The 22,978-nt window shown below is 71.6% G+C and carries 21 protein-coding genes; 3 read left to right on the top strand and 18 right to left on the bottom strand.

What is annotated here, in order from left to right:
• Nucleotides 1-223 precede the first annotated feature (223 nt).
• From nuoN to AB0F01_RS06110, 14 genes are read right to left on the bottom strand one after another with little or no spacing between them, the layout of a single operon-like run.
• On the bottom strand, nucleotides 224-1,873 hold the full coding sequence (gene nuoN, locus AB0F01_RS06175; RefSeq protein ID WP_362090466.1) for an NADH-quinone oxidoreductase subunit NuoN: 1,650 nt from the start codon (nucleotides 1,871-1,873) through the stop codon (nucleotides 224-226).
• On the bottom strand, nucleotides 1,870-3,441 hold the full coding sequence (locus tag AB0F01_RS06170) for an NADH-quinone oxidoreductase subunit M (RefSeq protein WP_362090465.1): 1,572 nt from the start codon (nucleotides 3,439-3,441) through the stop codon (nucleotides 1,870-1,872). The genes nuoN and AB0F01_RS06170 overlap by 4 nt, the downstream gene beginning before the upstream one ends.
• Nucleotides 3,442-3,446: 5 nt before the next feature.
• Entirely contained in the window at nucleotides 3,447-5,411 is a 1,965-nt protein-coding gene (gene nuoL, locus AB0F01_RS06165; protein ID WP_362090463.1) for an NADH-quinone oxidoreductase subunit L, read from the bottom strand.
• A gap of 14 nt (nucleotides 5,412-5,425) precedes the next feature.
• A complete protein-coding gene (nuoK, locus tag AB0F01_RS06160) occupies nucleotides 5,426-5,725 on the bottom strand; it encodes an NADH-quinone oxidoreductase subunit NuoK (RefSeq protein WP_003974374.1) in 300 nt (99 codons plus the stop codon).
• Nucleotides 5,722-6,561 (bottom strand): NADH-quinone oxidoreductase subunit J, encoded by an 840-nt coding sequence (locus AB0F01_RS06155; protein ID WP_362090461.1) that lies wholly within the window; start codon nucleotides 6,559-6,561, stop codon nucleotides 5,722-5,724. The genes nuoK and AB0F01_RS06155 overlap by 4 nt, the downstream gene beginning before the upstream one ends.
• Nucleotides 6,558-7,208, bottom strand: a complete 651-nt coding sequence (nuoI, locus tag AB0F01_RS06150; RefSeq protein WP_362090459.1) for an NADH-quinone oxidoreductase subunit NuoI — start codon at nucleotides 7,206-7,208, stop codon at nucleotides 6,558-6,560. Before nuoI ends, AB0F01_RS06155 begins: the two co-directional genes overlap by 4 nt.
• Nucleotides 7,201-8,577: an NADH-quinone oxidoreductase subunit NuoH gene (gene nuoH, locus AB0F01_RS06145; protein WP_362090457.1), complete on the bottom strand. Its 1,377-nt coding sequence runs from the start codon at nucleotides 8,575-8,577 to the stop codon at nucleotides 7,201-7,203. Before nuoH ends, nuoI begins: the two co-directional genes overlap by 8 nt.
• Nucleotides 8,574-11,078, bottom strand: a complete 2,505-nt coding sequence (locus AB0F01_RS06140) for an NADH-quinone oxidoreductase subunit G (RefSeq protein WP_362090455.1) — start codon at nucleotides 11,076-11,078, stop codon at nucleotides 8,574-8,576. Before AB0F01_RS06140 ends, nuoH begins: the two co-directional genes overlap by 4 nt.
• The gene (gene nuoF / locus AB0F01_RS06135; protein WP_362090453.1) at nucleotides 11,075-12,424 is read right to left on the bottom strand and encodes an NADH-quinone oxidoreductase subunit NuoF; all 1,350 of its coding nucleotides are present in this window, start codon (nucleotides 12,422-12,424) and stop codon (nucleotides 11,075-11,077) included. Before nuoF ends, AB0F01_RS06140 begins: the two co-directional genes overlap by 4 nt.
• On the bottom strand, nucleotides 12,421-13,332 hold the full coding sequence (gene nuoE / locus AB0F01_RS06130; RefSeq protein ID WP_362090451.1) for an NADH-quinone oxidoreductase subunit NuoE: 912 nt from the start codon (nucleotides 13,330-13,332) through the stop codon (nucleotides 12,421-12,423). Before nuoE ends, nuoF begins: the two co-directional genes overlap by 4 nt.
• Nucleotides 13,329-14,660, bottom strand: a complete 1,332-nt coding sequence (locus AB0F01_RS06125) for an NADH-quinone oxidoreductase subunit D (protein ID WP_362090449.1) — start codon at nucleotides 14,658-14,660, stop codon at nucleotides 13,329-13,331. Before AB0F01_RS06125 ends, nuoE begins: the two co-directional genes overlap by 4 nt.
• Nucleotides 14,657-15,403, bottom strand: a complete 747-nt coding sequence (locus tag AB0F01_RS06120; RefSeq protein ID WP_362090447.1) for an NADH-quinone oxidoreductase subunit C — start codon at nucleotides 15,401-15,403, stop codon at nucleotides 14,657-14,659. Before AB0F01_RS06120 ends, AB0F01_RS06125 begins: the two co-directional genes overlap by 4 nt.
• Nucleotides 15,400-15,954: an NADH-quinone oxidoreductase subunit B gene (locus AB0F01_RS06115; RefSeq protein WP_004984689.1), complete on the bottom strand. Its 555-nt coding sequence runs from the start codon at nucleotides 15,952-15,954 to the stop codon at nucleotides 15,400-15,402. The genes AB0F01_RS06120 and AB0F01_RS06115 overlap by 4 nt, the downstream gene beginning before the upstream one ends.
• A 10-nt stretch (nucleotides 15,955-15,964) precedes the next feature.
• Nucleotides 15,965-16,324 (bottom strand): NADH-quinone oxidoreductase subunit A, encoded by a 360-nt coding sequence (locus AB0F01_RS06110; protein WP_164337649.1) that lies wholly within the window; start codon nucleotides 16,322-16,324, stop codon nucleotides 15,965-15,967.
• Nucleotides 16,325-17,080: 756 nt separating this feature from the next.
• On the opposite strand from AB0F01_RS06110, the gene AB0F01_RS06105 reads away from it, so the two are divergent.
• Nucleotides 17,081-17,920 carry a C40 family peptidase gene (locus AB0F01_RS06105; RefSeq protein ID WP_362090444.1) on the top strand — a complete coding sequence of 280 codons (840 nt, stop codon included), beginning with the start codon at nucleotides 17,081-17,083 and terminating at the stop codon, nucleotides 17,918-17,920.
• Nucleotides 17,921-18,346: 426 nt separating this feature from the next.
• Here AB0F01_RS06105 and AB0F01_RS06100 read toward each other — a convergent pair whose 3' ends face one another.
• Nucleotides 18,347-18,796, bottom strand: a complete 450-nt coding sequence (locus AB0F01_RS06100; protein ID WP_362090442.1) for a hypothetical protein — start codon at nucleotides 18,794-18,796, stop codon at nucleotides 18,347-18,349.
• A 136-nt stretch (nucleotides 18,797-18,932) separates the two neighbouring features.
• Complete coding sequence (locus AB0F01_RS06095) at nucleotides 18,933-20,216, bottom strand: geranylgeranyl reductase family protein (protein WP_362090440.1); 1,284 nt, start codon at nucleotides 20,214-20,216, stop codon at nucleotides 18,933-18,935.
• A 98-nt stretch (nucleotides 20,217-20,314) separates the two neighbouring features.
• Here AB0F01_RS06095 and AB0F01_RS06090 point away from each other — a divergent pair, with 98 nt between their 5' ends.
• Together AB0F01_RS06090 and AB0F01_RS06085 are read left to right on the top strand one after the other, a co-directional pair.
• Entirely contained in the window at nucleotides 20,315-20,821 is a 507-nt protein-coding gene (locus AB0F01_RS06090) for a GNAT family N-acetyltransferase (RefSeq protein WP_362090439.1), read from the top strand.
• A gap of 229 nt (nucleotides 20,822-21,050) precedes the next feature.
• The gene (locus AB0F01_RS06085; protein WP_362090437.1) at nucleotides 21,051-21,398 is read left to right on the top strand and encodes a PASTA domain-containing protein; all 348 of its coding nucleotides are present in this window, start codon (nucleotides 21,051-21,053) and stop codon (nucleotides 21,396-21,398) included.
• Between the two features lie 159 nt (nucleotides 21,399-21,557).
• Here the strand turns inward: AB0F01_RS06085 and AB0F01_RS06080 are convergent, their stop codons facing one another.
• Nucleotides 21,558-22,253, bottom strand: coding sequence for a demethylmenaquinone methyltransferase (locus AB0F01_RS06080; RefSeq protein ID WP_362090435.1), 696 nt, complete (start codon nucleotides 22,251-22,253; stop codon nucleotides 21,558-21,560).
• Between the two features lie 60 nt (nucleotides 22,254-22,313).
• On the bottom strand, nucleotides 22,314-22,973 hold the full coding sequence (locus tag AB0F01_RS06075; RefSeq protein WP_362090433.1) for a hypothetical protein: 660 nt from the start codon (nucleotides 22,971-22,973) through the stop codon (nucleotides 22,314-22,316).
• Nucleotides 22,974-22,978: the final 5 nt, after the last annotated feature.

Below are 22,978 nucleotides of genomic sequence, written 5' to 3'. Positions count from 1 at the left end.
CCTCCAGGGAGCTGTCGGCAAACCCGGAGGCACACCATCCACGACAGGGGCATCCCGGTGCGGCCGAGGCTCGGCGGTGCATTCGCTGAAGGTGTACCTCCAGGGCCGTGACCAGGAAGACAGTGACGCGCCGCGTCGCCGGTGCTCGCACGCCGAAGGGCCCGGCCCCCCTCGCGGAGACCCGGACCCCTCGGCGTACTCGCGGCAGAGGCGCCACCGCGCGTCAGCGCACGAACACCCCCGCCGTGCCGGCCAGGTCCAGGAAGTACTGCGGCGCCACGCCGAGCACCACCGTGACCGCCACGCCGACCGCGATCGCCGTCATCGTCAGCGGTGACGGCACGGCGACGGTCGGGCCCTCCGGGCGGGGTTCGCTGAAGAACATCAGGACGATCACCCGGATGTAGAAGAACGCGGCGATGGCCGAGGCGATCACACCGACCACGACCAGCGGCACGGCGCCGCCCTCCGCCGCCGCCTTGAAGACGGCGAACTTGCCGGTGAAGCCCGCGGTGAGCGGGATACCGGCGAAGGCCAGCAGGAACACCGCGAACACCGCCGCCACCAGCGGCGAACGGCGGCCCAGGCCGGCCCACTTGGACAGGTGCGTGGCCTCACCGCCCGCGTCGCGGACGAGGGTGACCACGGCGAAGGCGCCCATCGTGACGAAGGAGTACGCCGCCAGGTAGAACAGCACCGACGACACGCCGTCCGGAGTGGCGGCGATGACGCCCGCGAGGATGAAGCCCGCGTGGGAGATCGCCGAGTACGCCAGGAGCCGCTTGATGTCGGTCTGGGTGATGGCGACGATCGCACCGATCAGCATGGTGGCGATCGCGACGCCCCACATCACCGGCCGCCAGTCCCAGCGCAGTCCGGGCAGGACCACGTAGAGGATGCGCAGCAGGGCGCCGAAGGCGGCCGTCTTGGTGGCGGCGGCCATGAAGCCGGTGACCGGCGTCGGGGCGCCCTGGTAGACGTCGGGGGTCCACATGTGGAACGGGACGGCACCCACCTTGAACAGCAGGCCCATCACCACGAGGGCGCTGCCGACGAGCAGCAGCGCGTCGTTGCCCATGGTGCCCGCGAGCGCCGGGCTGACGTCCTGGACGGTGCCCTCGACGACCTGCGCGATCGTGGCGTACGACATCGAGCCGGCGTAGCCGTACAGCAGGGCGATGCCGAACAGCATGAACGCCGAGGCGAACGCGCCGAGCAGGAAGTACTTGACCGCCGCCTCCTGCGAGATGAGCCGCTTGCGGCGGGCCAGCGCGCAGAGCAGGTACAGCGGGAGGGAGAGCACTTCCAGCGCCACGAACAGCGTCAGCAGGTCGTTGGCGGCGGGGAAGACCAGCATGCCCGCGACCGCGAACAGCAGGAGCGGGAACACCTCGGTGGTGGTGAAGCCGGCCTTGACCGCCTTCTTCTCCTGGTCGCTGCCGGGTACGGCGGCGGCCTGGGCGGCGAAGGAGTCGACCCGGTTGCCGTGGGCCTCCGGGTCGAGCCGGCGTTCGGCGAAGGTGAACAGGCCGACCAGGGCGGTCAGCAGGATGACGCCCTGGAGGAACAGGGCGGGGCCGTCGACGGCGATGGCGCCCATCGCCGCGATGCCCGCCTTCGTCGTGCCGTAGCCGTCGACCGCCAGCGCCACCACGGCGGCGAAGGCGGCGGTGAGGGCGACCGCGGCGACGAACATCTGCGCGTGGTACCGCGCCTTCCGCGGCACCAGGCCCTCGATGAGGATGCCGACGACGGCCGCGCCGACGACGATCAGCGTGGGCGCCAGCTGGGCGTACTCGATCTTCGGCGCGTCGATCTTCGCGATCGGTTCGGCCGCCGTCGTCCACAGGCTGTGGATGGCTGTTGCGCTCACTTGGCCGCCTCCACCTCGGGCTGGGGGTCCTTCTGGTCCACGTCGGACAGGGTGTGCTGCACCGCCGGGTTCACGATGTCCGTGACGGGCTTCGGATAGACGCCCAGGAACAGCAGCAGCACGATCAGCGGTGTCACCACCGCGATCTCACGCAGCCGCAGGTCCGGCAGCTTGGCGACCTCCGGCTTCACCGGGCCCGTCATGGTCCGCTGGTAGAGGACGAGGGTGTACAGGGCGGCGAGCACGATGCCCAGGGTCGCGACGATGGCGATCGCCGGATGGCGGGTGAACGTGCCGACCAGCACCAGGAACTCGCTGACGAACGGCGCCAGACCCGGCAGCGACAGCGTCGCCAGACCGCCGATCAGGAAGGTGCCGGCCAGTACCGGGGCCACCTTCTGCACCCCGCCGTAGTCGGCGATGAGCCGGGAGCCGCGCCGCGAGATCAGGAACCCGGCGACCAGCAGCAGCAACGCCGTCGAGATGCCGTGGTTGACCATGTACAGCGTGGCGCCGGACTGGCCCTGGCTGGTCAGCGCGAAGATGCCCATCACGATGAAGCCGAAGTGGGAGATCGACGCGTAGGCGATCAGCCGCTTGATGTCGCGCTGGCCCACCGCGAGCAGCGCCCCGTAGATGATGCTGATGACGGCGAGCACCAGGACGACCGGGGTCGCCCACTGGCTGGCCTCCGGGAACAGCCCGAGGCAGAAGCGCAGCATCGCGAAGGTGCCCACCTTGTCCACGACCGCCGTGATGAGCACGGCGACCGGGGCGGTCGACTCCCCCATGGCGTTGGGCAGCCAGGTGTGCAGCGGCCACAGCGGCGCCTTCACCGCGAACGCGAAGAAGAAGCCGAGGAACAGCCAGCGTTCGGTGCTCTGTGCCATCTCCAGCGAGCCGTTGGCCCGCGCCTCGGCGATCTCGGGGAGGGAGAAGCTCCCGGCGACCATGTACAGGCCGATCACCGCGGCCAGCATGATCAGTCCGCCGGCCAGGTTGTAGAGGAGGAACTTCACCGCCGCGTAGGACCGCTGGGTGGCGCCGGCCTTCTCGCCGTGTTCGTGCGCCCGGTCCCCGAAGCCGCCGATCAGGAAGTACAGCGGGATCAGCATGGCTTCGAACAGGATGTAGAAGAGGAAGACGTCGGTGGCCGTGAAGGCGAGGATCACCATCGCCTCGATGGCGAGGATCAGGGCGAAGAAGCCCTGCGTCGGCCGCCACCGCTTGCTGCCCGTCTCCAGCGGGTCGGCGTCGTGCCAGGACGCCAGCACGATGAACGGGATCAGCAGGGCGGTCAGCGCGATCAGCGCGACCGAGATGCCGTCCACCGCCAGGTCGTAGCGGACCCCGAAGTCCGCGATCCAGGCGTGCGACTCCGTGAGCTGGTAGCGGTCGCCGCCCGGTTCGAAGCGCACCAGGATGACGACCGCCAGCGCGAGCGTGGCGAGCGAGACCAGCAGGGCCAGCCACTTGGCGGCCGTGCGCTTGGAGGCCGGTACGGCGGCCGTGGCGATCGCCCCGATGGCCGGGAGCGCCGCCGTCGCTGTCAGCAGAGGAAAGGACATCGGTATCAGACCGCCCTCATCAGCAGGGTCGCGGCGACCAGGACCGCCGCGCCGCCGAACATGGAGACCGCGTAGGAGCGGGCGAAGCCGTTCTGCAGGCGGCGCATCCGGCCGGACAGGCCGCCGAACGAGGCCGCCGTCCCGTTGACGACGCCGTCGACCAGGGTGTGGTCGACGTACACCAGCGAACGCGTGAGGTGTTCGCCGCCGCGGACCAGGACGACGTGGTTGAAGTCGTCCTGGAGGAGGTCGCGGCGGGCGGCCCGGGTGAGGAGCGAGCCGCGCGGGGCGACCGCCGGGACCGGGCGGCGCCCGTACTGGGCCCAGGCGACGGCCACACCGACGACCATCACGGCGACCGTTGCCAGCGTGACCGTCAGGGCGCTGAGCGGGGAGTGGCCGTGGTCGTACCCGGTGACCGGCTCCAGCCAGTTCAGGAAGCGGTCGCCGATGCTGAAGAAGGCACCGCCGGCGACCGATCCGACGGCCAGCACGATCATCGGGACCGTCATGACCTTCGGGGACTCGTGCGGGTGCGGCGGGGTGTACTCGCCGCGCGTCTCGGCGGCGGGCTCCACGTCCGGCGCCGCCGGGGACGGCGTCGGGGCGTTGCGCCAGCGCTCCTCGCCGAAGAACGTCATCAGCATCACGCGCGTCATGTAGTACGCGGTGATGGCCGCGCCCAGCAGGGCGCAGGCGCCGAGGATCCAGCCCTCGGTGCCGCCCTTGGCGAAGGCCGACTCGATGATCTTGTCCTTGGAGAAGAAGCCGGACAGGCCCGGGAAGCCGATGATGGCGAGGTAGCCGAGGCCGAAGGTGACGAAGGTGACCGGCATGTACTTCCTGAGGCCGCCGTAACGGCGCATGTCGACCTCGTCGTTCATGCCGTGCATGACCGAGCCGGCGCCGAGGAACAGGCCGGCCTTGAAGAAGCCGTGCGTCACCAGGTGCATGATCGCGAAGACGTAGCCGATGGGGCCGAGGCCCGCGGCCAGGACCATGTAGCCGATCTGCGACATGGTCGAGCCGGCCAGCGCCTTCTTGATGTCGTCCTTGGCGCAACCGACGATCGCACCGAACAGCAGCGTGACCGCGCCGACGATGGTGACGACGAGCTGCGCGTCCGGGGCGCCGTTGAAGATGGCCCCGGAGCGGACGATCAGGTAGACGCCCGCGGTCACCATGGTCGCGGCGTGGATGAGGGCGGAGACCGGGGTCGGGCCCTCCATCGCGTCGCCGAGCCAGGACTGCAGCGGCACCTGGGCGGACTTGCCGCAGGCGGCCAGCAGCAGCATCAGGCCGATCGCGGTGAGCTTGCCCTCACCGGCGGCCGAGGCGAGCCCCGGCTCCCCCTCGGAGCCGAGGACCGGGCCGAAGGCGAAGGTGCCGAACCAGGCGAACATCATCATGATCGCGATGGACAGGCCGATGTCGCCGACCCGGTTGACCAGGAAGGCCTTCTTGGCGGCGGTCGCCGCGCTGGGCTTGTGCTGCCAGAAGCCGATCAGCAGGTAGGAGGCGAGACCGACGCCCTCCCAGCCGAAGTACAGCAGCAGGTAGTTGTCGGCGAGGACCAGCAGGAGCATCGCCGCGAGGAAGAGGTTCAGGAAGCCGAAGAAGCGGCGGCGCCGCTCGTCGTGCTCCATGTACCCGACGGAGTAGAGGTGGATCAGCGAGCCGACGCCGGTGATCAGCAGGACGAACGTCATCGACAGCTGGTCGAGCCGGAAGGCGATGTCGGCCTGGAATCCCTCCACCGGGATCCAGCTGAACAGGTGCTGGGTGACGGTGCGGTCGGCCGCGTCCCGGCCCAGCAGGTCGGTGAACAGCACCAGGCCGACCGCGAAGGAGACGCCGGCCAGGGCCGTGCCGATCCAGTGGCCGACGGCGTCCAGTCTGCGGCCGCCGCACAGCAGGACCGCCGCTCCGAGCAGGGGCGCCGCCACCAGCAGCGCAATCAGGTTCTCCACGATTCAGCAGCCCCTCACAGCTTCATCAGGCTGGCGTCGTCGACCGAGGCCGAGTGGCGGGAACGGAACAGGGACACGATGATCGCCAGCCCGACCACGACCTCCGCGGCGGCGACGACCATCGTGAAGAAGGCGATGATCTGGCCGTCGAGGTTGCCGTGCATGCGGGAGAAGGCGACGAAGGCGAGGTTGCAGGCGTTGAGCATGAGCTCGATGCACATGAACACCACGATCGCGTTGCGCCTGATCAGTACGCCGGTGGCGCCGATCGTGAAGAGCAGGGCGGCGAGGTAGAGGTAGTTGACCGGGTTCACTTCTGCCCCTCCTCGGTCCCCTTGAACGGTCCGGCTTCGATCGCCGTGCGGCCCAGGCGCTCCTCCGCGCGCTGCTCCAGCGCCCGCAGGTCGTTCATCGCCTCCTGCGACACGTCACGGATCTGGCCCCGCTCGCGCAGCGTGGCGCTGACCGTGAGGTCGGAGGGCGTGCCGTCGGGCAGCAGGCCGGCGATGTCCACGGCGTTGTGCCGCGCGTACACGCCGGGGGCGGGCAGCGGCGGGAGGTACTTGCCCTCGCGGACCCGCTGTTCGGCCAGCTCCCGCTGGGTCCGGGCGCGCTCGGTGCGCTCACGGTGGGTGAGCACCATCGCGCCGACGGCGGCCGTGATGAGCAGGGCGCCGGTGATCTCGAAGGCGAACACGTAGCGGGTGAACAGGAGGGCGGCGATGCCCTCCACGTTGCCGCCGGCGTTCGCCGCGCCGATGCCGTTGAACTCCGTGAGGGAGGCGTTGCCGATGCCGCCGACCAGCAGGATGCCGAAGCCGGCCATGCACAGCAGGGCCAGCCAGCGCTGGCCCTTGATGGTCTCCTTCAGGGAGTCCGCCGCGGTGACGCCGACCAGCATCACCACGAACAGGAACAGCATCATGACCGCGCCGGTGTAGACGACGATCTGCACGACGCCCAGGAAGTAGGCGCCGTTGGCGAGGTAGAACACCGCCAGGATGATCATCGTGCCGGCGAGGCACAGCGCGCTGTGCACGGCCCGCTTCATGAAGACGGTGCACAGGGCGCCGATCACGGCGATCGTGCCCAGGATCCAGAACTGGACGGCCTCGCCGGTGGAGGTGGTGTAGGCGGCGAGCGCGGTCATCGGCCGATCACCTGCTCCGACGCCGGTTCGTCCGGGCCGAAGGTCGAGTCGGCCTCCTGGACGACCTCCCCCTTCGAGTGGGCGACCTGGCGCTCCGTGCCGGGGGCGGCCTCGGTCACCAGGCCCCGGTAGTAGTCCTGTTCGTCGGTGCCCGGGTACATGGCGTGCGGGCTGTCCACCATGCCCTCCTCCAGGCCGGCGAGCAGCTGCTCCTTGGTGTAGATGAGGTCGGCCCGGCTGGAGTCGGCCAGTTCGAACTCGTTGGTCATCGTCAGCGCCCGCGTGGGGCACGCCTCGATGCACAGCCCGCACAGGATGCAGCGGGCGTAGTTGATCTGGTAGACGCGGCCGTACCGCTCGCCCGGCGAGTAGCGCTCCTCCTCGGTGTTGTCCGCGCCCTCCACGTAGATCGCGTCGGCGGGACAGGCCCAGGCGCACAACTCGCAGCCGACGCACTTCTCCAGGCCGTCCGGATGGCGGTTGAGCTGGTGCCGTCCGTGGAAGCGCGGAGCGGTGGTCTTCTGCTGCTCGGGGTACTGCTCGGTGAGCCGCTTCTTGAACATGGCCTTGAAGGTCACGCCGAAGCCGGCCACGGGGTTCAGGAAACCGGGCTTGGTCTGCCCGGCCTCCTTGGGCTCCTCAGCCATCGGACGCCTCCTTTCCATCCGTGGATCCGCTCGAAGATTCGTCACTCCGAGTATCTGGACCACCACTGACAATCAGCTCCCGCTCCCGGCGGGGGCGGCGGCGGGGCACCGGCGGCAGTTCCTGTCCGGGCAGCGGCGGTACGGGGAACCCGCCCGCCATCGGGTCGAACGCGGCCGGGGGTTCGGCGGCGGCCTGCTCCGCCCGCCTGGCCTTGTCGCGGAACAGGTCCGCGACGAAGGAGAGCAGCAGCAGGGCGAGGACCGCGCCGCCGATGTAGAGCGCGATGTCGGCGAAGGCCACGTTCTCGTTGCGCAGGGCGCGGACGGTGGCGACGAGCATCAGCCAGGCCAGCGCGACCGGGATGAGCACCTTCCAGCCCAGCTTCATCAGCTGGTCGTAGCGCACCCGGGGGAGCGTGCCGCGCAGCCAGACGAAGCAGAACAGCAGCATCTGGACCTTGAGGACGAACCAGAGCATCGGCCACCAGCCGTGGTTGGCGCCCTCCCAGAAGGTGCTGACGGGCCAGGGGGCCCGCCAGCCGCCCAGGAACAGCGTGGTCGCCACGGCCGCGACGGTCACCATGTTGATGTACTCGGCGAGCATGAACATCGCGAACTTGATCGACGAGTACTCGGTGTTGAAGCCGCCGACCAGGTCGCCCTCGGACTCCGGCATGTCGAACGGGGCGCGGTTGGTCTCGCCGACCATGGTGACGATGTAGATGATGAAGGAGATGGGCAGCAGCAGGATGTACCAGCGGTCGGTCTGCTGCTCCACGATCTGCGAGGTCGACATCGACCCCGAGTAGAGGAAGACCGAGGCGAAGGCGAGGCCCATCGCGATCTCGTAGGAGATCATCTGCGCGCACGAGCGCAGACCGCCCAGCAGCGGGTACGTGGAGCCGGAGCTCCAGCCCGCCAGCATGATGCCGTAGATGCCGATCGAGGCGACCGCGAGGATGTAGAGCATCGCGATCGGCAGGTCGGTGAGCTGCATCGTGGTGCGCTGGCCGAAGATGGAGATCTCGTTGCCGGCCGGCCCGAAGGGGATCACGGCGATCGCCATGAAGGCCGGGATGGCGGCCACGATCGGCGCCAGGATGTAGACCGCCTTGTCGGCGCGCTTGACGACGACGTCTTCCTTGAGCATCAGTTTCACGCCGTCGGCGAGCGACTGGAGCATGCCCCAGGGGCCGTTGCGGTTGGGGCCGATGCGCAGCTGCATCCAGGCGACGAACTTGCGCTCCATCACGATGGCGATCAGCACCGTCACCATCAGGAACGCGAAGCAGAACACCGCCTTGACGACGACCAGCCACCAGGGGTCGCGGCCGAACATCGAGAGGTCTTCGGCGGAGAGGTACATCATGCCTCCACCTCCTGGGGGGCCTCGCCGGCGCCGGTCGCCGGGCCGATGCGGACGAGGGAGCCGGGCAGCGCCCCGGTGTCGGAGGCGACGCCGTCGCCGGCCGAGTTCAGCGGGAGCCACACCACGCGGTCGGGCATCTCGGTGACGGCCAGCGGCAGCGCGACCGTCCCGGTGGTGCCGGTGACCGCGAGCAGGTCGCCGTCCTTGACGCCGGCCTCGGCGGCCGTGGCGGCCGAGAGGCGGGCGAGCGCGGCGTGCCGGGTACCGGCGAGCGCCTCGTCGCCCTGCTGGAGCAGGCCCTGGTCGAGCAGCAGCCGGTGCCCGGCCAGCACCGCCTCGCCGGCGGCGGGCCGGGGCAGCGCGCCCGCCCGGTCCTCCGGGTCGGTGGCCCGCGGGCCGTCCCAGGTGCCGAGCCGGTCCAGCTCCGCGCGCAGGGTGCGCAGGTCGGGCAGGCCCAGGTGGACGTCCATGGCGTCGGCCAGCATCTGCAGCACCCGTGCGTCGGTCGGCGCGGGGCGGCGGGTCATCTGGTCGGGCTTGATCGACGCCTCGAACAGGCGGGCCCGGCCCTCCCAGTTGAGGAAGGTGCCGTCCTTCTCGACGACCGGGGAGACCGGCAGCACCACGTCGGCGAGCGCGGTGACCTCACCGGGCCGCAGCTCCAGGGAGACCACGAACCCGGCCTCGGCCAGGGCCTCCCGCGCGCGGGCCGGATCGGGCAGGTCGGCGACCTCGACCCCGGCCACCAGCAGCGCCTGCAGCTGGCCGTCGGCGGCGGCCTCGACGATCCCGGTGGTGTCGCGGCCGAAGCGGAGCGGGAGTTCGGCGACGCCCCAGGCGGCGGCGACCTCCTCCCGCGCCCGCGGGTCGGTCGCCGGACGTCCGCCCGGCAGCAGGGTGGGCAGGGCGCCCGCCTCGATCGCGCCCCGCTCCCCGGCGCGGCGCGGGATCCACGCCAGCCTGGCGCCGGTCGCGGTCGCCGTCCGGACGGCGGCGGTCAGGCCGCCCGCGACGGCCGCGAGCCGCTCGCCGACGACGATCACCGCGCCGTCGGCGCGCAGCGCCTCGGCCGCGGCGGCCCCGTCGCCCTCCAGGCCGACGCCGCTCGCGAGGGCGTCCAGCCACTCGGTCTCGGTGCCGGGGGCGGCGGGCAGGAGCGTGCCGCCCGCCTTCTCCAGGCCGCGGGTGGCGTGGGTGGCCAGCGCGAAGGTGCGCTGGCCGCGCTTGCGCCAGGCCTTGCGCAGCCGCAGGAAGACGCCGGGCGCCTCCTCCTCCGACTCGAACCCGACCAGCAGCACGGCGGGCGCCTTCTCCAGCGCCGTGTAGGTGACGCCCGTGCCGTCCAGGTCACGGCCGCGTCCGGCGACCCGGGCGGCCAGGAAGTCGGCCTCCTCGCCGCTGTGCACCCGCGCCCGGAAGTCGATGTCGTTGGTGCCCAGGGCCACCCGCGCGAACTTGCTGTACGCGTAGGCGTCCTCGACGGTGAGCCGGCCGCCGGTCAGGACGCCGGTGCGGCCCCGGGAGGCGAGCAGCCCCTGGGCGGCGATCTGCAGCGCCTCCGGCCAGGAGGCGGGCTCCAGTTCGCCCTCGGCGTTGCGGACCAGCGGGGTGTGGAGCCGGTCGCGCTGCTGCGCGTAGCGGAACCCGAAGCGGCCCTTGTCGCAGATCCACTCCTCGTTGACCTCGGGGTCGTTGCCCGCGAGGCGCCGCATGACCTTGCCGCGCCGGTGGTCGGTGCGGGTGGCGCAGCCGCCGGAGCAGTGCTCGCACACCGACGGCGAGGAGACCAGGTCGAAGGGGCGGGCGCGGAAGCGGTAGGCCGCCGAGGTGAGCGCGCCGACCGGGCAGATCTGGATGGTGTTGCCGGAGAAGTACGACTCGAAGGGGTCGCCCTCGCCGGTGCCGACCTGCTGCAGGGCGCCCCGCTCCAGCAGTTCGATCATCGGGTCGCCCGCGACCTGCACGGAGAACCGGGTGCAGCGCGCGCACAGCACGCACCGCTCGCGGTCGAGCAGGACCTGGGTGGAGATGGGGACGGGCTTCTCGTAGGTGCGCTTGGTGCCCTCGAAGCGGGACTCGGCGTGCCCGTGCGACATGGACTGGTTCTGCAGCGGGCACTCGCCGCCCTTGTCGCAGACCGGGCAGTCCAGGGGGTGGTTGATGAGCAGGAACTCCAGCATCCCCTTCTGCGCCTTCTCGGCGACCGGCGAGGTGAGCTGGGTCCTCACCACCATCCCGTCGGTGCAGGTGATGGTGCAGGAGGCCATCGGCTTGCGCTGCCCCTCCACCTCGACGATGCACTGGCGGCAGGCGCCGACCGGGTCGAGGAGGGGGTGGTCGCAGAACCGGGGGATCTCGATGCCGAGCTGTTCGGCGGCCCGGATGACCAGGGTGCCCTTGGGCACGCTGATCTCGACGCCGTCGATGGTCAGCGTCACCAGGTCCTCGGGCGGGACCGCCGCCTCTCCCCCGCCGGAGGGAGCGTTGGTGGTCACAGTCATGCGTGCACCTCCGTACGGTCGGCCCAGGCCGTCGACTCGGCCGGGTCGAAGGGGCAGCCACGGCCCGTGATGTGCTGCTCGTACTCCTCGCGGAAGTACTTCAGCGAGGAGAAGATCGGCGAGGCGGCGCCGTCGCCGAGGGCGCAGAACGCCTTGCCGTTGATGTTGTCGGCGATGTCGTTCAGCTTGTCCAGGTCGGACATCCGGCCCTTGCCGGCCTCGATGTCCCGCAACAACTGCACCAGCCAGTACGTCCCCTCGCGGCACGGCGTGCACTTGCCGCAGGACTCGTGGGCGTAGAACTCGGTCCAGCGGGTCACGGCGCGGACCACGCAGGTGGTCTCGTCGAAGCACTGCAGCGCCTTGGTGCCGAGCATGGAACCGGCGGCGCCCACCCCCTCGTAGTCCAGGGGGACGTCGAGGTGCTCGTCGGTGAGCAGCGGTGTGGACGAGCCGCCCGGGGTCCAGAACTTCAGCCGGTGGCCCGGGCGCATGCCGCCGCTCATCTCCAGCAGCTGGCGCAGGGTGATGCCGAGCGGTGCCTCGTACTGGCCGGGCTGGGCGACGTGGCCGCTGAGGGAGTAGAGCGTGAAGCCGGGGGACTTCTCGCTGCCCATGGAGCGGAACCAGTCCTTGCCCCGGTTCATGATGGCGGGAACCGAGGCGATGGACTCGACGTTGTTCACCACAGTGGGGCACGCGTAGAGCCCCGCGACCGCGGGGAAGGGAGGACGCAGCCGCGGCTGGCCGCGGCGGCCTTCGAGCGAGTCGAGCAGCGCGGTCTCCTCACCGCAGATGTACGCGCCCGCCCCCGCGTGCACGGTGAGTTCGAGGTCGAGTCCGCTGCCCAGGACGTTCTCGCCGACGAAGCCGGCTTCCCGCGCCTCGCGCACGGCCTCGTGCAGCCGCCGCAGCACGGGCACGACCTCGCCCCGGAGGTAGATGAAGGCGTGCGACGACCGGATGGCGTAGCAGGCGATGACGATGCCCTCGATGAGGCTGTGCGGGTTGGCGAAGAGGAGCGGGATGTCCTTGCAGGTGCCGGGCTCGGACTCGTCGGCGTTGACCACGAGGTAGTGGGGCTTGCCGTCGCCCTGCGGGATGAACTGCCACTTCATGCCGGTGGGGAAGCCGGCGCCGCCGCGTCCGCGCAGGCCGGAGTCCTTGACGTAGGCGATGACCTCGTCGGGCGTCATGGCGAGCGCCTTGCGGAGCCCCTCGTACCCGTCGTGTCTGCGGTAGGTGTCCAGGGTCCAGGAGCGGTCCTGGTCCCAGAAGGCGGACAGCACGGGTGCGAGCAGCTTCTCCGGGCCGGTGTCCTTGAGTTCGGGTGCCAAGGTCATCACTCCCCCTCCTCGGCAGCGGATCCCGTGGGGCCGGAGGGACGGGGCGGTGTCTCCGGGTCACGGGAGGTGGTGGGTGACGGGTGGGCGGGGTCGGAGGCCGCGGTGTCCTGCGGCGCGTCGTGCGAGCTGAGGTGCTCGGTGGGCGACGGCTCGTGCGGCGGGGCCTCGTGGCGCGCCTCGCCACGCGGGTGGACCACGCGGGCGGGCGGGGCCTCGCCCTTGGCGAGCTTCAGCCCGGCCAGGGAGGCGGGTCCGGCCCCTCCGGTGGCCTCGACGGCGCCGTCCCGCTCGTCGGGGAAGCCGGCGAGGATCCGGGCGGTCTCCTTGAAGGTGCACAGCGGGGCCCCGCGGGTGGGCGCCACCGGGCGGCCGGCCCGCAGGTCGTCCACCATGCGCTTGGCGCTCTCGGGCGTCTGGTTGTCGAAGAACTCCCAGTTCACCATCACCACGGGCGCGAAGTCGCAGGCCGCGTTGCACTCGATGTGCTCCAGCGTGACCTTGCCGTCGCCGGTGGTCTCGCCGTTGCCGACGCCGAGGTGCTCCTGGAGCTCCTCGAAGATCTGGTCGCCGCCCATGACGGCGCACAGGGTGTTGGTGCACACCCCGACCTGGTAGTCGCCGCTCGGCTTGCGCCGGTACATGGTGTAGAAGGTCGCGACGGCGGTCACCTCGGCCGTGGTCAGGCCGAGGACGTCCGCGCAGAACCGCATCCCGGTGCGCGTGACGTGGCCCTCCTCCGACTGCACCAGGTGCAGCAGGGGCAGGAGGGCGGACCGGGAGTCGGGGTAGCGGGCGACGATCTCGCGCGCGTCCGCCTCCAGCCGGGCGCGGACGTCGTCGGGGTAGTCGGGTGCGGGCAGTTCGGGCATGCCCAGGCTGACGCCCCGCTCCGAAGAAGAGGTGGTCACCGGTCGACGCCTCCCATCACGGGGTCGATGGACGCGACGGCGACGATGACGTCGGCGACCTGGCCGCCCTCGCACATCGCCGCCATGGCCTGCAGGTTGGTGAAGGACGGGTCGCGGAAGTGGACCCGGTAGGGGCGGGTGCCGCCGTCGGAGACGACGTGCACCCCGAGTTCGCCCTTGGGCGACTCGACCGCCGTGTACGCCTGGCCGGGCGGGACCCGGAAGCCCTCGGTGACCAGTTTGAAGTGGTGGATCAGGGCCTCCATGGAGGTGCCCATGATCTGCTTGATGTGGTCCAGGGAGTTGCCCAGGCCGTCCGGTCCCAGGGCGAGCTGGGCGGGCCAGGCGATCTTCTTGTCGGCGACCATGACCGGGCCGGGCCGGAGCCGGTCCAGGCACTGCTCGATGATGTTCAGCGACTGGCGCATCTCCTCCAGGCGGATCAGGAACCGCCCGTAGGAGTCGCAGGTGTCGGCGGTCGGGACCTCGAAGTCGTAGGTCTCGTAGCCGCAGTACGGCTGGGCCTTGCGCAGGTCGTGGGGCAGGCCGGTGGAGCGCAGCACCGGGCCGGTGGCGCCGAGGGCCATGCAGCCGGCCAGGTCGAGGTAGCCGACGTCCTGCAGCCGGGCCTTGAAGATGGGGTTCCCGGTGGCGAGCGCGTCGTACTCCGGGAGGTTCTTGCGCATCTTCTTCACGAGCTCGCGGATCTGGTCCACCGCGCCGGGCGGCAGGTCCTGGGCGAGCCCGCCGGGGCGGATGTAGGCGTGGTTCATCCGCAGGCCCGTGATCAGCTCGAAGACGTCGAGCACGAGTTCACGGTCCCGGAACCCGTAGATCATGATCGTGGTGGCGCCGAGCTCCATGCCGCCGGTGGCGATGGCCACCAGGTGGGAGGAGAGCCGGTTCAGCTCCATCAGGAGCACCCGGATGACCGAGGCGCGGTCGGGTACCTGGTCCTCGATGCCGAGCAGCTTCTCGACCGCGAGGCAGTACGCCGTCTCGTTGAAGAACGGCGTCAGGTAGTCCATGCGCGTCACGAAGGTGGTGCCCTGCGTCCACGTGCGGTACTCGAGGTTCTTCTCGATGCCGGTGTGGAGGTAGCCGATGCCCGCGCGGGCCTCGGTGACGGTCTCGCCGTCGATCTCCAGGATCAGCCGCAGCACTCCGTGGGTGGAGGGGTGCTGGGGGCCCATGTTGACGACGATGCGTTCGTCGTCGGCGCGGGCCGCGGCCTCGACGATCTCGTCCCAGTCGCCGCCGGTCACCGTGTAGACGGGACCTTCGGTGGTGTCGCGGGCCGAGGCGGAAGAGGGGGTGTGCGTGCTCATGAGTACGACCTCCGCTGGTCCGGAGCCGGGATCTGGGCGCCCTTGTACTCGACGGGGATGCCGCCGAGGGGGTAGTCCTTGCGCTGCGGGTGGCCCTGCCAGTCGTCCGGCATCATGATCCGCGTCAGGGCCGGGTGACCGTCGAAGACGATGCCGAAGAAGTCGTACGTCTCGCGCTCGTGCCAGTCGTTGGTCGGGTAGACCGAGAACAGCGACGGGATGTGCGGGTCGCTGTCGGGCGCGCTGACCTCCAGGCGGATCACCCGGTTGTGGGTGATCGAGCGCAGGTGGTAGACGGCGTGCAGCTCGCGCCCCTTGTCGTTCGGGTAGTGCACGCCGCTGACGCCGGTGCACAGCTCGAAGCGCAGGGCGGGGTCGTCGCGGAGGGTCTTCGCCACCCGCACGAGGTGCTCGCGCTCGACGTGGAAGGTGAGTTCGCCGCGGTCGACGACGGTCTTCCCGATGGCGTTGTCCGGGAGGAGGTCCTGCTCCTCCAGCGCGCCCTCGAGTTCGTCGGCGACCTCGTCGAACCAACCGCCGTAGGGGCGGCTCGACGGTCCCGGGAGCCGGACCGGGCGGACCAGCCCGCCGTAACCGGAGGTGTCGCCTCCGTTGTTGGCGCCGAACATGCCGCGCTGGACGCGGATCTCCTCGCCGCCGTCGCCGCGCTGGCCGGGGAGGTTCTGCGCGGAGAGGTCCTTCTCGGGGTTCACGCCGTCCCCCGCGTGGTGCGCGTCGCTCATCGCAGCAGCCCCTTCATCTCGATGGTGGGCAGGGCCTTGAGCGCCGCCTCCTCCGCCTCGCGGGCCGCCTCCTCGGCGTTCACGCCGAGCTTGGAGTTCTGGATCTTCTGGTGCAGCTTGAGGATCGCGTCCAGGAGCATCTCGGGGCGGGGCGGGCAGCCGGGCAGGTAGATGTCGACCGGGACGACGTGGTCGACGCCCTGGACGATCGCGTAGTTGTTGAACATGCCGCCCGAGGAGGCGCAGACCCCCATGGAGATCACCCACTTCGGGTTCGGCATCTGGTCGTAGACCTGCCGCAGCACCGGCGCCATCTTCTGGCTGACCCGGCCGGCCACGATCATCAGGTCCGCCTGCCGGGGCGAGCCGCGGAAGACCTCCATGCCGAAGCGGGCCAGGTCGTAACGGCCGGCGCCGGTGGTCATCATCTCGATGGCACAGCAGGCGAGGCCGAACGTGGCGGGGAAGACGGACGACTTGCGCACCCACCCCGCGGCCTGCTCGACGGTGGTCAGCAGGAAGCCGCTCGGCAGCTTTTCTTCGAGTCCCATGGCTAACCCCTCAGTCCCATTCCAGGCCGCCGCGCCGCCATACGTACGCGTACGCGACGAAGACGGTGAGCACGAAGAGCAGCATCTCCACGAGCCCGAAGATCCCCAGGGCGTCGAAGCTGACGGCCCAGGGGTAGAGGAAGACGATCTCGATATCGAAGATGATGAAGAGCATCGCCGTCAGGTAGTACTTGATCGGGAAGCGCCCGCCGCCGGCCGGCGTGGGGGTCGGCTCGATTCCGCATTCGTAGGCCTCGAGCCTGGCGCGGTTGTAGCGCTTCGGACCGATCAGCGTGGCCATGACCACGGAGAAGATCGCAAAGCCTGCCCCGAGGGCTCCCAGTACGAGGATGGGCGCATACGCGTTCACCGCTCCTCGCTCCTCTCAGTCGGCACTGACTGCTGGCGCGTCGGGCTTCCCACCTGCCTCAGCAACCTCTCGAACCACGCCCGCCCCGGCGAAGATCGAGAACATGTGAAGCAGGTCACAAGCCCAACTGCTCCGCATCCTATGCCCGGTGGTCTGTGATCTGCGACACGGGGTATCCCACTACCTTTGTGATCTCTGCCACCTGACGAACGATCATGAAGTCGGATGAGCGGTGATCTTCGCACGCGAAGCGTCCGCGCGATCACGAGAAGTGACATTTTGGCACGTCGGTGCAGGTCGGAGGGGTGCGTCTCCATATCAAGAGGTTTCCCCTGCATGCAAATTGGTGCTGGACCGGATCTCTTGATAGAGGCCGTTCACACCTGCGGGGGGCCGCGCGGAGCGATGTGGACACGTGCACGCGTTCACGAAGTCGCGCGCCCTCGACACCGCTCCCGACGCCCTCCCGAGGATCACCACCGCCGTCCGCCCCGGCCGGCCCCCGGGACGCCGCCGCAGAGGTAATCGTTCCGTGACCTCCGCCACATCCGCAGGTCCGGCCGAACAAGAGGGCTTGGCCAATCGGCGGAACCGGTGGTAGGTGGCGGGCAATTCGGGCGTAACGATGAAAGACCGTGATCACAGGCCGATTACCGGGCGTCCGCAATGTCCGTTACGGCGTCAATAAGGAACGACACGCCCGGGATTCGGGGTCTCGGTTGAACAACTGTGGCGCAGCACACGTTTCTTGTGGATATGAAGGAGCCCCTGGTACCGGTTGTTCCCATGTCCCACACCGCTCACATACGCAGCCACCGGAAGCCCCGGCGCACCGCACAGACCACGATGGCGATGCGGGCCGGCGTGGCCGGTGGCGTCCTCAGCACCCTGGCAGTGGCCGGCGCATCGGGTTCGGCGAACGCAGCCGAGCCGGTGACCCAGACCCTCGAACTGCCCACCCTGACGGCCGACCTGGCCGCTCAGGTCGCCCAGTCCGCGGACGCCACGCAGCAGGCCGCCGCGAACTACCAGCTGCGGGCCGAGCGCGACGCGGCCGCCGCCGAGGCGGCCAAGGAGGCCAAGGCGGACCTCGCCGAGGCCAAGAAGAAGGCGGCGGCGAAGAAGAAGGCCGCCGAGGACGCCCGCAAGGCCGCCGCGGAGCGCGCCACGCGCACCGCCGACCGCCCGGACCTGTCCACCAGCACCGCCACGGCCGCCACGACCGCCTCCGCGCCGGCCAGCGGCAGCGTCGCCACGGTCATCGCCTTCCTCAAGGCGCAGGTCGGCGACGCCTACGTCATGGGCGCCACCGGCCCCAACGCCTGGGACTGCTCCAGCCTGGTGCAGGCCGCGTTCAAGCAGGTCGGCGTCGACCTGCCGCGCGTCTCCCAGGACCAGTCGACGGTCGGCACCGACATCCCGCTCTCGCAGATCCAGGTCGGCGACATCCTGTACTGGGGCGGGAAGGGCTCCGCATACCACACGGGTGTCTACATCGGTAACGGCCAGTACCTGGACGCGGCCAACCCCTCCAAGGGCGTCGTCATCCAGGACCTCTCGGGCTACCCGGCGTCGGGCGCCGTGCGCGTGCTCTGAGCCGTACGACCGGAACGCCGGAGGGCCGCTGCCGCTCGGGGGCAGCGGCCTTCCGCCGTTCACATCCCGCCCCTTCGGGGGCACTTCGGACGGATCGCCCACGCCGGCGCGGTGACCCGAACGGGTCGGCGCGACGCCCGCGGGGGTGACCGGCGAGGGCCGGCACCCCACCCGCACGGGTGACCGCCGGCGGACCGCGGCGCGACGGGCACGCGGAACCGCGAGGAACACCCCCCGGGCGGGGGCAGTTGCACGGGATTGCCCGAATCACCCCATTGCCGCGGCGCCTTGGCGTGCCCTCCCGCCCGCGCGGAGCGGCTCCACGGCCCCTGGCGGGCCCGCAGAGCGCCTCGACGGGCTGCGGCGGCCGGTGGGAGTACGTCACCGGCTCCCGGCCGCCCACAGCCACGCCCTACGGCCTCCGCCTCACACGGCGGTGCCGCCGGACAGCCGCGCGCGCCGGCGCGGGAACAGGGTGAGGCCCGCGCCGAGGCCCGGCGCCGGCAGGGCGGCCCCGTCGGTCAGGGCCGTGCCGCCTGCCCCGGTGAACGCGAGAGTGCCGCCGTCACCGACGTCACCCGAGGTGCCGTCCGTCCCGCTCGCACCGCCTGTCCCGTCCTTGCCGTCCTCGTCACCCGTGCCGTCCTCGTCGTCCACGGGCGGTGTCGTGGCGCCCGGGGTGCCCGGGGTGCCGTCGTCGCCGGGTCCGTCGGCGGCGTCGAGCACGATCCAGGCGGAGTCGTTCGTCTCGTCCGCGTCCCAGGGGTCGTCCCACTCGGGCAGCGCGACCTCACCGTTCGCGCCCTCGACCACCCGGTCGATGCGGCGCGCGAACGGGAAGGTGGGCGACGCGTCCTCCAGCGGCGGGGTGTTCACCCAGACGTCATGACGACGTCCGGACCGGGCCACTGGGCGAGCCGGACCCGTCGGGCGCGCGGCCGGTGCGCGGGCGCGCGGGCGGTGCGCGGACGCGCGGCCGGTGCGAGGCGCACCGACGGGCACCGCCCGCCGGTCAGGCCTTCGGCGCCACCTTGCTCAGGCCGTTGATGATGCGGTCCATGGCGTCGCCGCCCGTCGGGTCGGTCAGGTTGGCGAGCAGCTTCAGGGTGAACCGCATCAGCATCGGGTGGGTGAGTCCGCGCTGGGCGGCGATCTGCATGATCTTCGGGTTGCCGATGAGCTTCACGAAGGCACGGCCGAGCGTGTAGTAGCCGCCGTAGGTGTCCTTCAGGACGCGCGGGTAGCGCTGGAGGGCGAACTCCCGCTGGGCCGGGGTCGCCCGCGCGTGCGCCTGCACGATGACCTCGGCGGCGATCTGCGCGGACTCCATGGCGTAGGCGATGCCCTCACCGTTGAACGGGTTGACCAGCCCGCCCGCGTCGCCGACCAGGAGCAGGCCGCGGGTGTAGTGGGGCTGACGGTTGAAGGCCATGGGGAGCGCGGCGCCGCGGATCGGGCCGGTCATGTTGTCCGGGGTGTAGCCCCACTCCTCGGGCATCGAGGCGCACCACGCCTTGAGGACCTCGCGCCAGTCCAACTCCTTGAAGGACTCGGAGGTGTTGAGGACGCCGAGGCCGACGTTGCTGGTGCCGTCGCCCATGCCGAAGATCCAGCCGTAGCCCGGCAGCAGCCGGTCCTGGGCACCGCGGCGGTCCCACAGCTCCAGCCAGGACTCCAGGTAGTCGTCGTCGTGGCGGGGCGAGGTGAAGTACGTGCGGACGGCGACGCCCATCGGGCGGTCCTCGCGCCGGTGCAGGCCCATCGCCAGGGACAGCCGGGTGGAGTTGCCGTCGGCGGCCACCACCAGCGGGGCGTGGAAGGTGACTTCGCGCTTCTCCTCGCCCAGCTTGGCCTTCACGCCGGTGATGCGGCCGGTGCGGTCGTCGATGATCGGCGCGCCCACGTTGCAGCGCTCGTACAGTCGGGCGCCGGCCTTCTGGGCCTGCCGGGCGAGCTGTTCGTCGAAGTCGTCGCGCTTGCGGACCAGGCCGTAGTCGGGGAAGGAGGCGAGTTCCGGCCAGTCGAGCTGGAGCCGGACGCCACCGCCGATGATGCGCAGGCCCTTGTTGCGCAGCCAGCCCGCCTCCTCGGAGATGTCGATGCCCATGGCGACGAGCTGCTTGGTGGCGCGCGGGGTGAGGCCGTCGCCGCAGACCTTCTCCCGCGGGAACTCGGTCTTCTCCAGCAGGAGCACGTCGAGGCCGGACCTGGCCAGGTGGTAGGCGGTGGTGGAGCCGGCTGGCCCCGCGCCCACGACGATCACGTCGGCGGTGTTGTCGGAGAGGGGCTCGGTCACGGCGGGTTCTCCCCAAGGCTCGAAATCTGGTGCCGGCCGGCACGGGACAGGGGCAGTCTATGCAGGAGAATCGATCACCCGGCTGAAGGGCTGCCTCGATGACCAGAGCTCTCCCCGTCGTGCGGTTCCGCGTCCCCACCCATGAGGACGCCGTCGTGTGGCACCGCCTCTTCGCCGACCCCGAGGTCATGGAGTTCCAGGGCGGCAGGCCCGCGGAGTTGTCGGTCTACGAGGAGCTCACTGCCCGCCAGCGCCGGCACGACGCCGAACGGGGCTTCTGCCTGTGGACCCTGCTCGACGGGGCGGACGAGGTCATCGGCTTCACCGGCGCGCAGCCCTGGGAGCGGGATTGGGGCCCCGTCGGCGAGACGGAGATCGGCTGGCGGCTGGGGCGGCGGTTCTGGGGCCGGGGGTACGTCACCGCGGCGGCCCGGCAGACCCTGGAGCGGGTCCGCGCGGCCGGCGTCGCGGACGTGGTGGCGATGGTGGACGCCCGCAACGCCCGTTCCATTGCGGTCACCCGGTGCCTCGGCATGCGCCTCGCCGAGACGTACACGACGCCGGTGTCCCGCCGGAAGGGGCACTGCTACCGACTGGCCCTGTGACGGCTCCGGCCCGTCCCCGCACACCGGACGCCGGCACCCGGCACCCGGCATCCCGAACCCCGCACCCCGCACCCCGCACCCCGCACCCCGCACCCCGCCTGACGATCACTCGCGGTGATCCGCTGTCACTCAACGCGACACGCGCCTTCCGGCGGACGCCCCGGCGGGTCTACCCTGCCGGTACCGCTGGGGGGTGACGTCCGTGCCAGTGACACCCGGGACACCCGACGTGCGCGTACCACACCTGGTCGGCCTGATGGCCGTGGACGCGCGCGAGGCGGCCCGCGCGCGGGGCCTCCGCCTCGACGCGCCGGACCGGCCCGCCTTCCACCTCGTCGTCGTCGATCACGTCGTGCGCCAGTACCCGCAGCCCGGCACGCGGGTGCCGCGCGCGTCCCCGGTCCACGTGTGGTTCGACCTCGGCGAGGGAGAGGGCGGCGGCGGGGTGCGCGAACCGCGCGCGTCCGGCCCGCCCGGCGGAGGACTGCGGTGCGCGCGGGACGAACCGCGCCCGCCCCGGCCGGGCGACCCGCTGCCGCCGTGCGGCCGGGACCTGCTGCCCGTCGGTCCGCCCTGACCCCGGAAGGCCCGGTCACCGCAACCCGCGCCGGCTCCGCTCGAAGCCGGGCGCAGGCCGGGCCCGCCGCCCGTCCGCCCGCGTCCAAGCCGGGGGCAGGCGGGGCCCGCGGTCCGCAGCGCGCCTCGGAGCCGCGGGCCGGGACCGGCCCGCCGCCGGTCAGCTCCCCTTGAAGCCCCGGTGCAGGGTGACCACGCCGCCGGTCAGGTTCCGCCAGGCGACCCGGGACCAGCCGGCCTTGCCCAGCCGCTCGGCCAGCGCGGGCTGGTCGGGCCAGGCGCGGATGGACTCGGCGAGGTAGACGTAGGCGTCCGGGTTGGTGCACACCGTGCGCGCGAGCGGCGGCAGCGCGCGCATCAGGTACTCGGTGTAGACGGTGCGGAACGGCGCCCACGTGGGGTGCGAGAACTCGCAGATGACGATCCGCCCGCCGGGCCGGGTCACCCGGTGCATCTCGCGCAGCGCGGCGTCGAAGTCCTGCACGTTGCGCAGCCCGAAGGAGATGGTGACGGCGTCGAACACGTCGTCCTTGAAGGGCAGCCGGGTGGCGTCCCCGGCGGTGTGCGGGAGCCACGCGTGGTTGCGCTTGCCGACCCGGAGCATGCCGAGGGAGAAGTCGCAGGGGACCACGTAGGCCCCGGCGCGGGCGAAGGGCAGCGAGGACGTGCCGGTGCCGGCCGCCAGGTCGAGGATCTTCTGCGCGGGGCGCGCGTCGACGGCCCGGGCGACCTCCTTGCGCCATCGGCGGTCCTGGCCGAGGGACAGCACGTCGTTGGTCAGGTCGTAGCGTTCCGCCACGTCGTCGAACATCGAGGCGACTTCGTGCGGCTGCTTGTCCAGGGATGCGCGGGTCACGGGCCCATTGTGGCAGCCCGCCCCCGGCCGCCCCACGGCGCCCGCCGCGCCACCCGGCGTTCAGCGCCGCCGGTGCACCAGGCGGCCGGCCAGGACGGTGGCCACGCAGGTCCCGGCGCCGCGGACGGCCAGCGCGGCCTCGTCGGGCACGTCGAAGACGGCGAACGTGGCGGTTCCCTGCCCCGCGACGAGCGGGGGCGCCGCCACGGCGGCCGGACTCCGGCCGGCCAGCGGGTCCAGGACGGCCGGGCCGGCACAGTCCCCGGTGCCGCCGGAACCGGCGGGACCCGGCAGGACGCCCAGCCCCGCCCGCCGCACGGCGTCCACCACGGCGGGCCGCCGCAGCGGCCCGGTCACGGCGACGACGCCGTGCGCCAGCAGCCGCTGCGCCCCGCGCCGGGCGCTGGCGCCCCAGCGGGCCTCGGTCGGGGCGAGCGCGGCGAGGGCGTCACCGGTCAGCGGGGCGGTGCCCAGTTCGTCGGCCTCGCGCGGGTCCGGGTGGTAGGCGCGTTCCAGCAGCGCGGCACCGCAGGGGTGGACGAACCCCGGGGTGAGCAGCCCCGGCCAGCGCCGGGTGCGCGCCGCCGGGTGGGCGGCGGCCAGCGTCGCGTACGGGCCGACGGCGGCCGGCACGCGGCCGTCCACCAGCACGGCCCCGTCCGGCACGGCGGGCCGCCCGCCCCCGGGGACCACGAGGTCCGCCGCGTGAAGCGTCAGCACGGCCC

It is taken from the genome of Streptomyces sp. NPDC029526, assembly GCF_040637405.1.
GTDB lineage: Bacteria > Actinomycetota > Actinomycetes > Streptomycetales > Streptomycetaceae > Streptomyces.
This window is presented reverse-complemented; position numbering and strand designations above follow the sequence as displayed.

Coding starts and splice junctions, on each gene's coding strand:
- AB0F01_RS06170 (WP_362090465.1), bottom strand. CDS start 3,441: ATGTCCTTTCCTCTGCTGACAGCGACGGCGGCGCTCCCGGCCATCGGG.
- AB0F01_RS06155 (WP_362090461.1), bottom strand. CDS start 6,561: ATGACCGCGCTCGCCGCCTACACCACCTCCACCGGCGAGGCCGTCCAG.
- nuoI (WP_362090459.1), bottom strand. CDS start 7,208: ATGGCTGAGGAGCCCAAGGAGGCCGGGCAGACCAAGCCCGGTTTCCTG.
- nuoH (WP_362090457.1), bottom strand. CDS start 8,577: ATGATGTACCTCTCCGCCGAAGACCTCTCGATGTTCGGCCGCGACCCC.
- AB0F01_RS06140 (WP_362090455.1), bottom strand. CDS start 11,078: ATGACTGTGACCACCAACGCTCCCTCCGGCGGGGGAGAGGCGGCGGTC.
- AB0F01_RS06125 (WP_362090449.1), bottom strand. CDS start 14,660: ATGAGCACGCACACCCCCTCTTCCGCCTCGGCCCGCGACACCACCGAA.
- AB0F01_RS06120 (WP_362090447.1), bottom strand. CDS start 15,403: ATGAGCGACGCGCACCACGCGGGGGACGGCGTGAACCCCGAGAAGGAC.
- AB0F01_RS06115 (WP_004984689.1), bottom strand. CDS start 15,954: ATGGGACTCGAAGAAAAGCTGCCGAGCGGCTTCCTGCTGACCACCGTC.
- AB0F01_RS06105 (WP_362090444.1), top strand. CDS start 17,081: ATGAAGGAGCCCCTGGTACCGGTTGTTCCCATGTCCCACACCGCTCAC.
- AB0F01_RS06090 (WP_362090439.1), top strand. CDS start 20,315: ATGACCAGAGCTCTCCCCGTCGTGCGGTTCCGCGTCCCCACCCATGAG.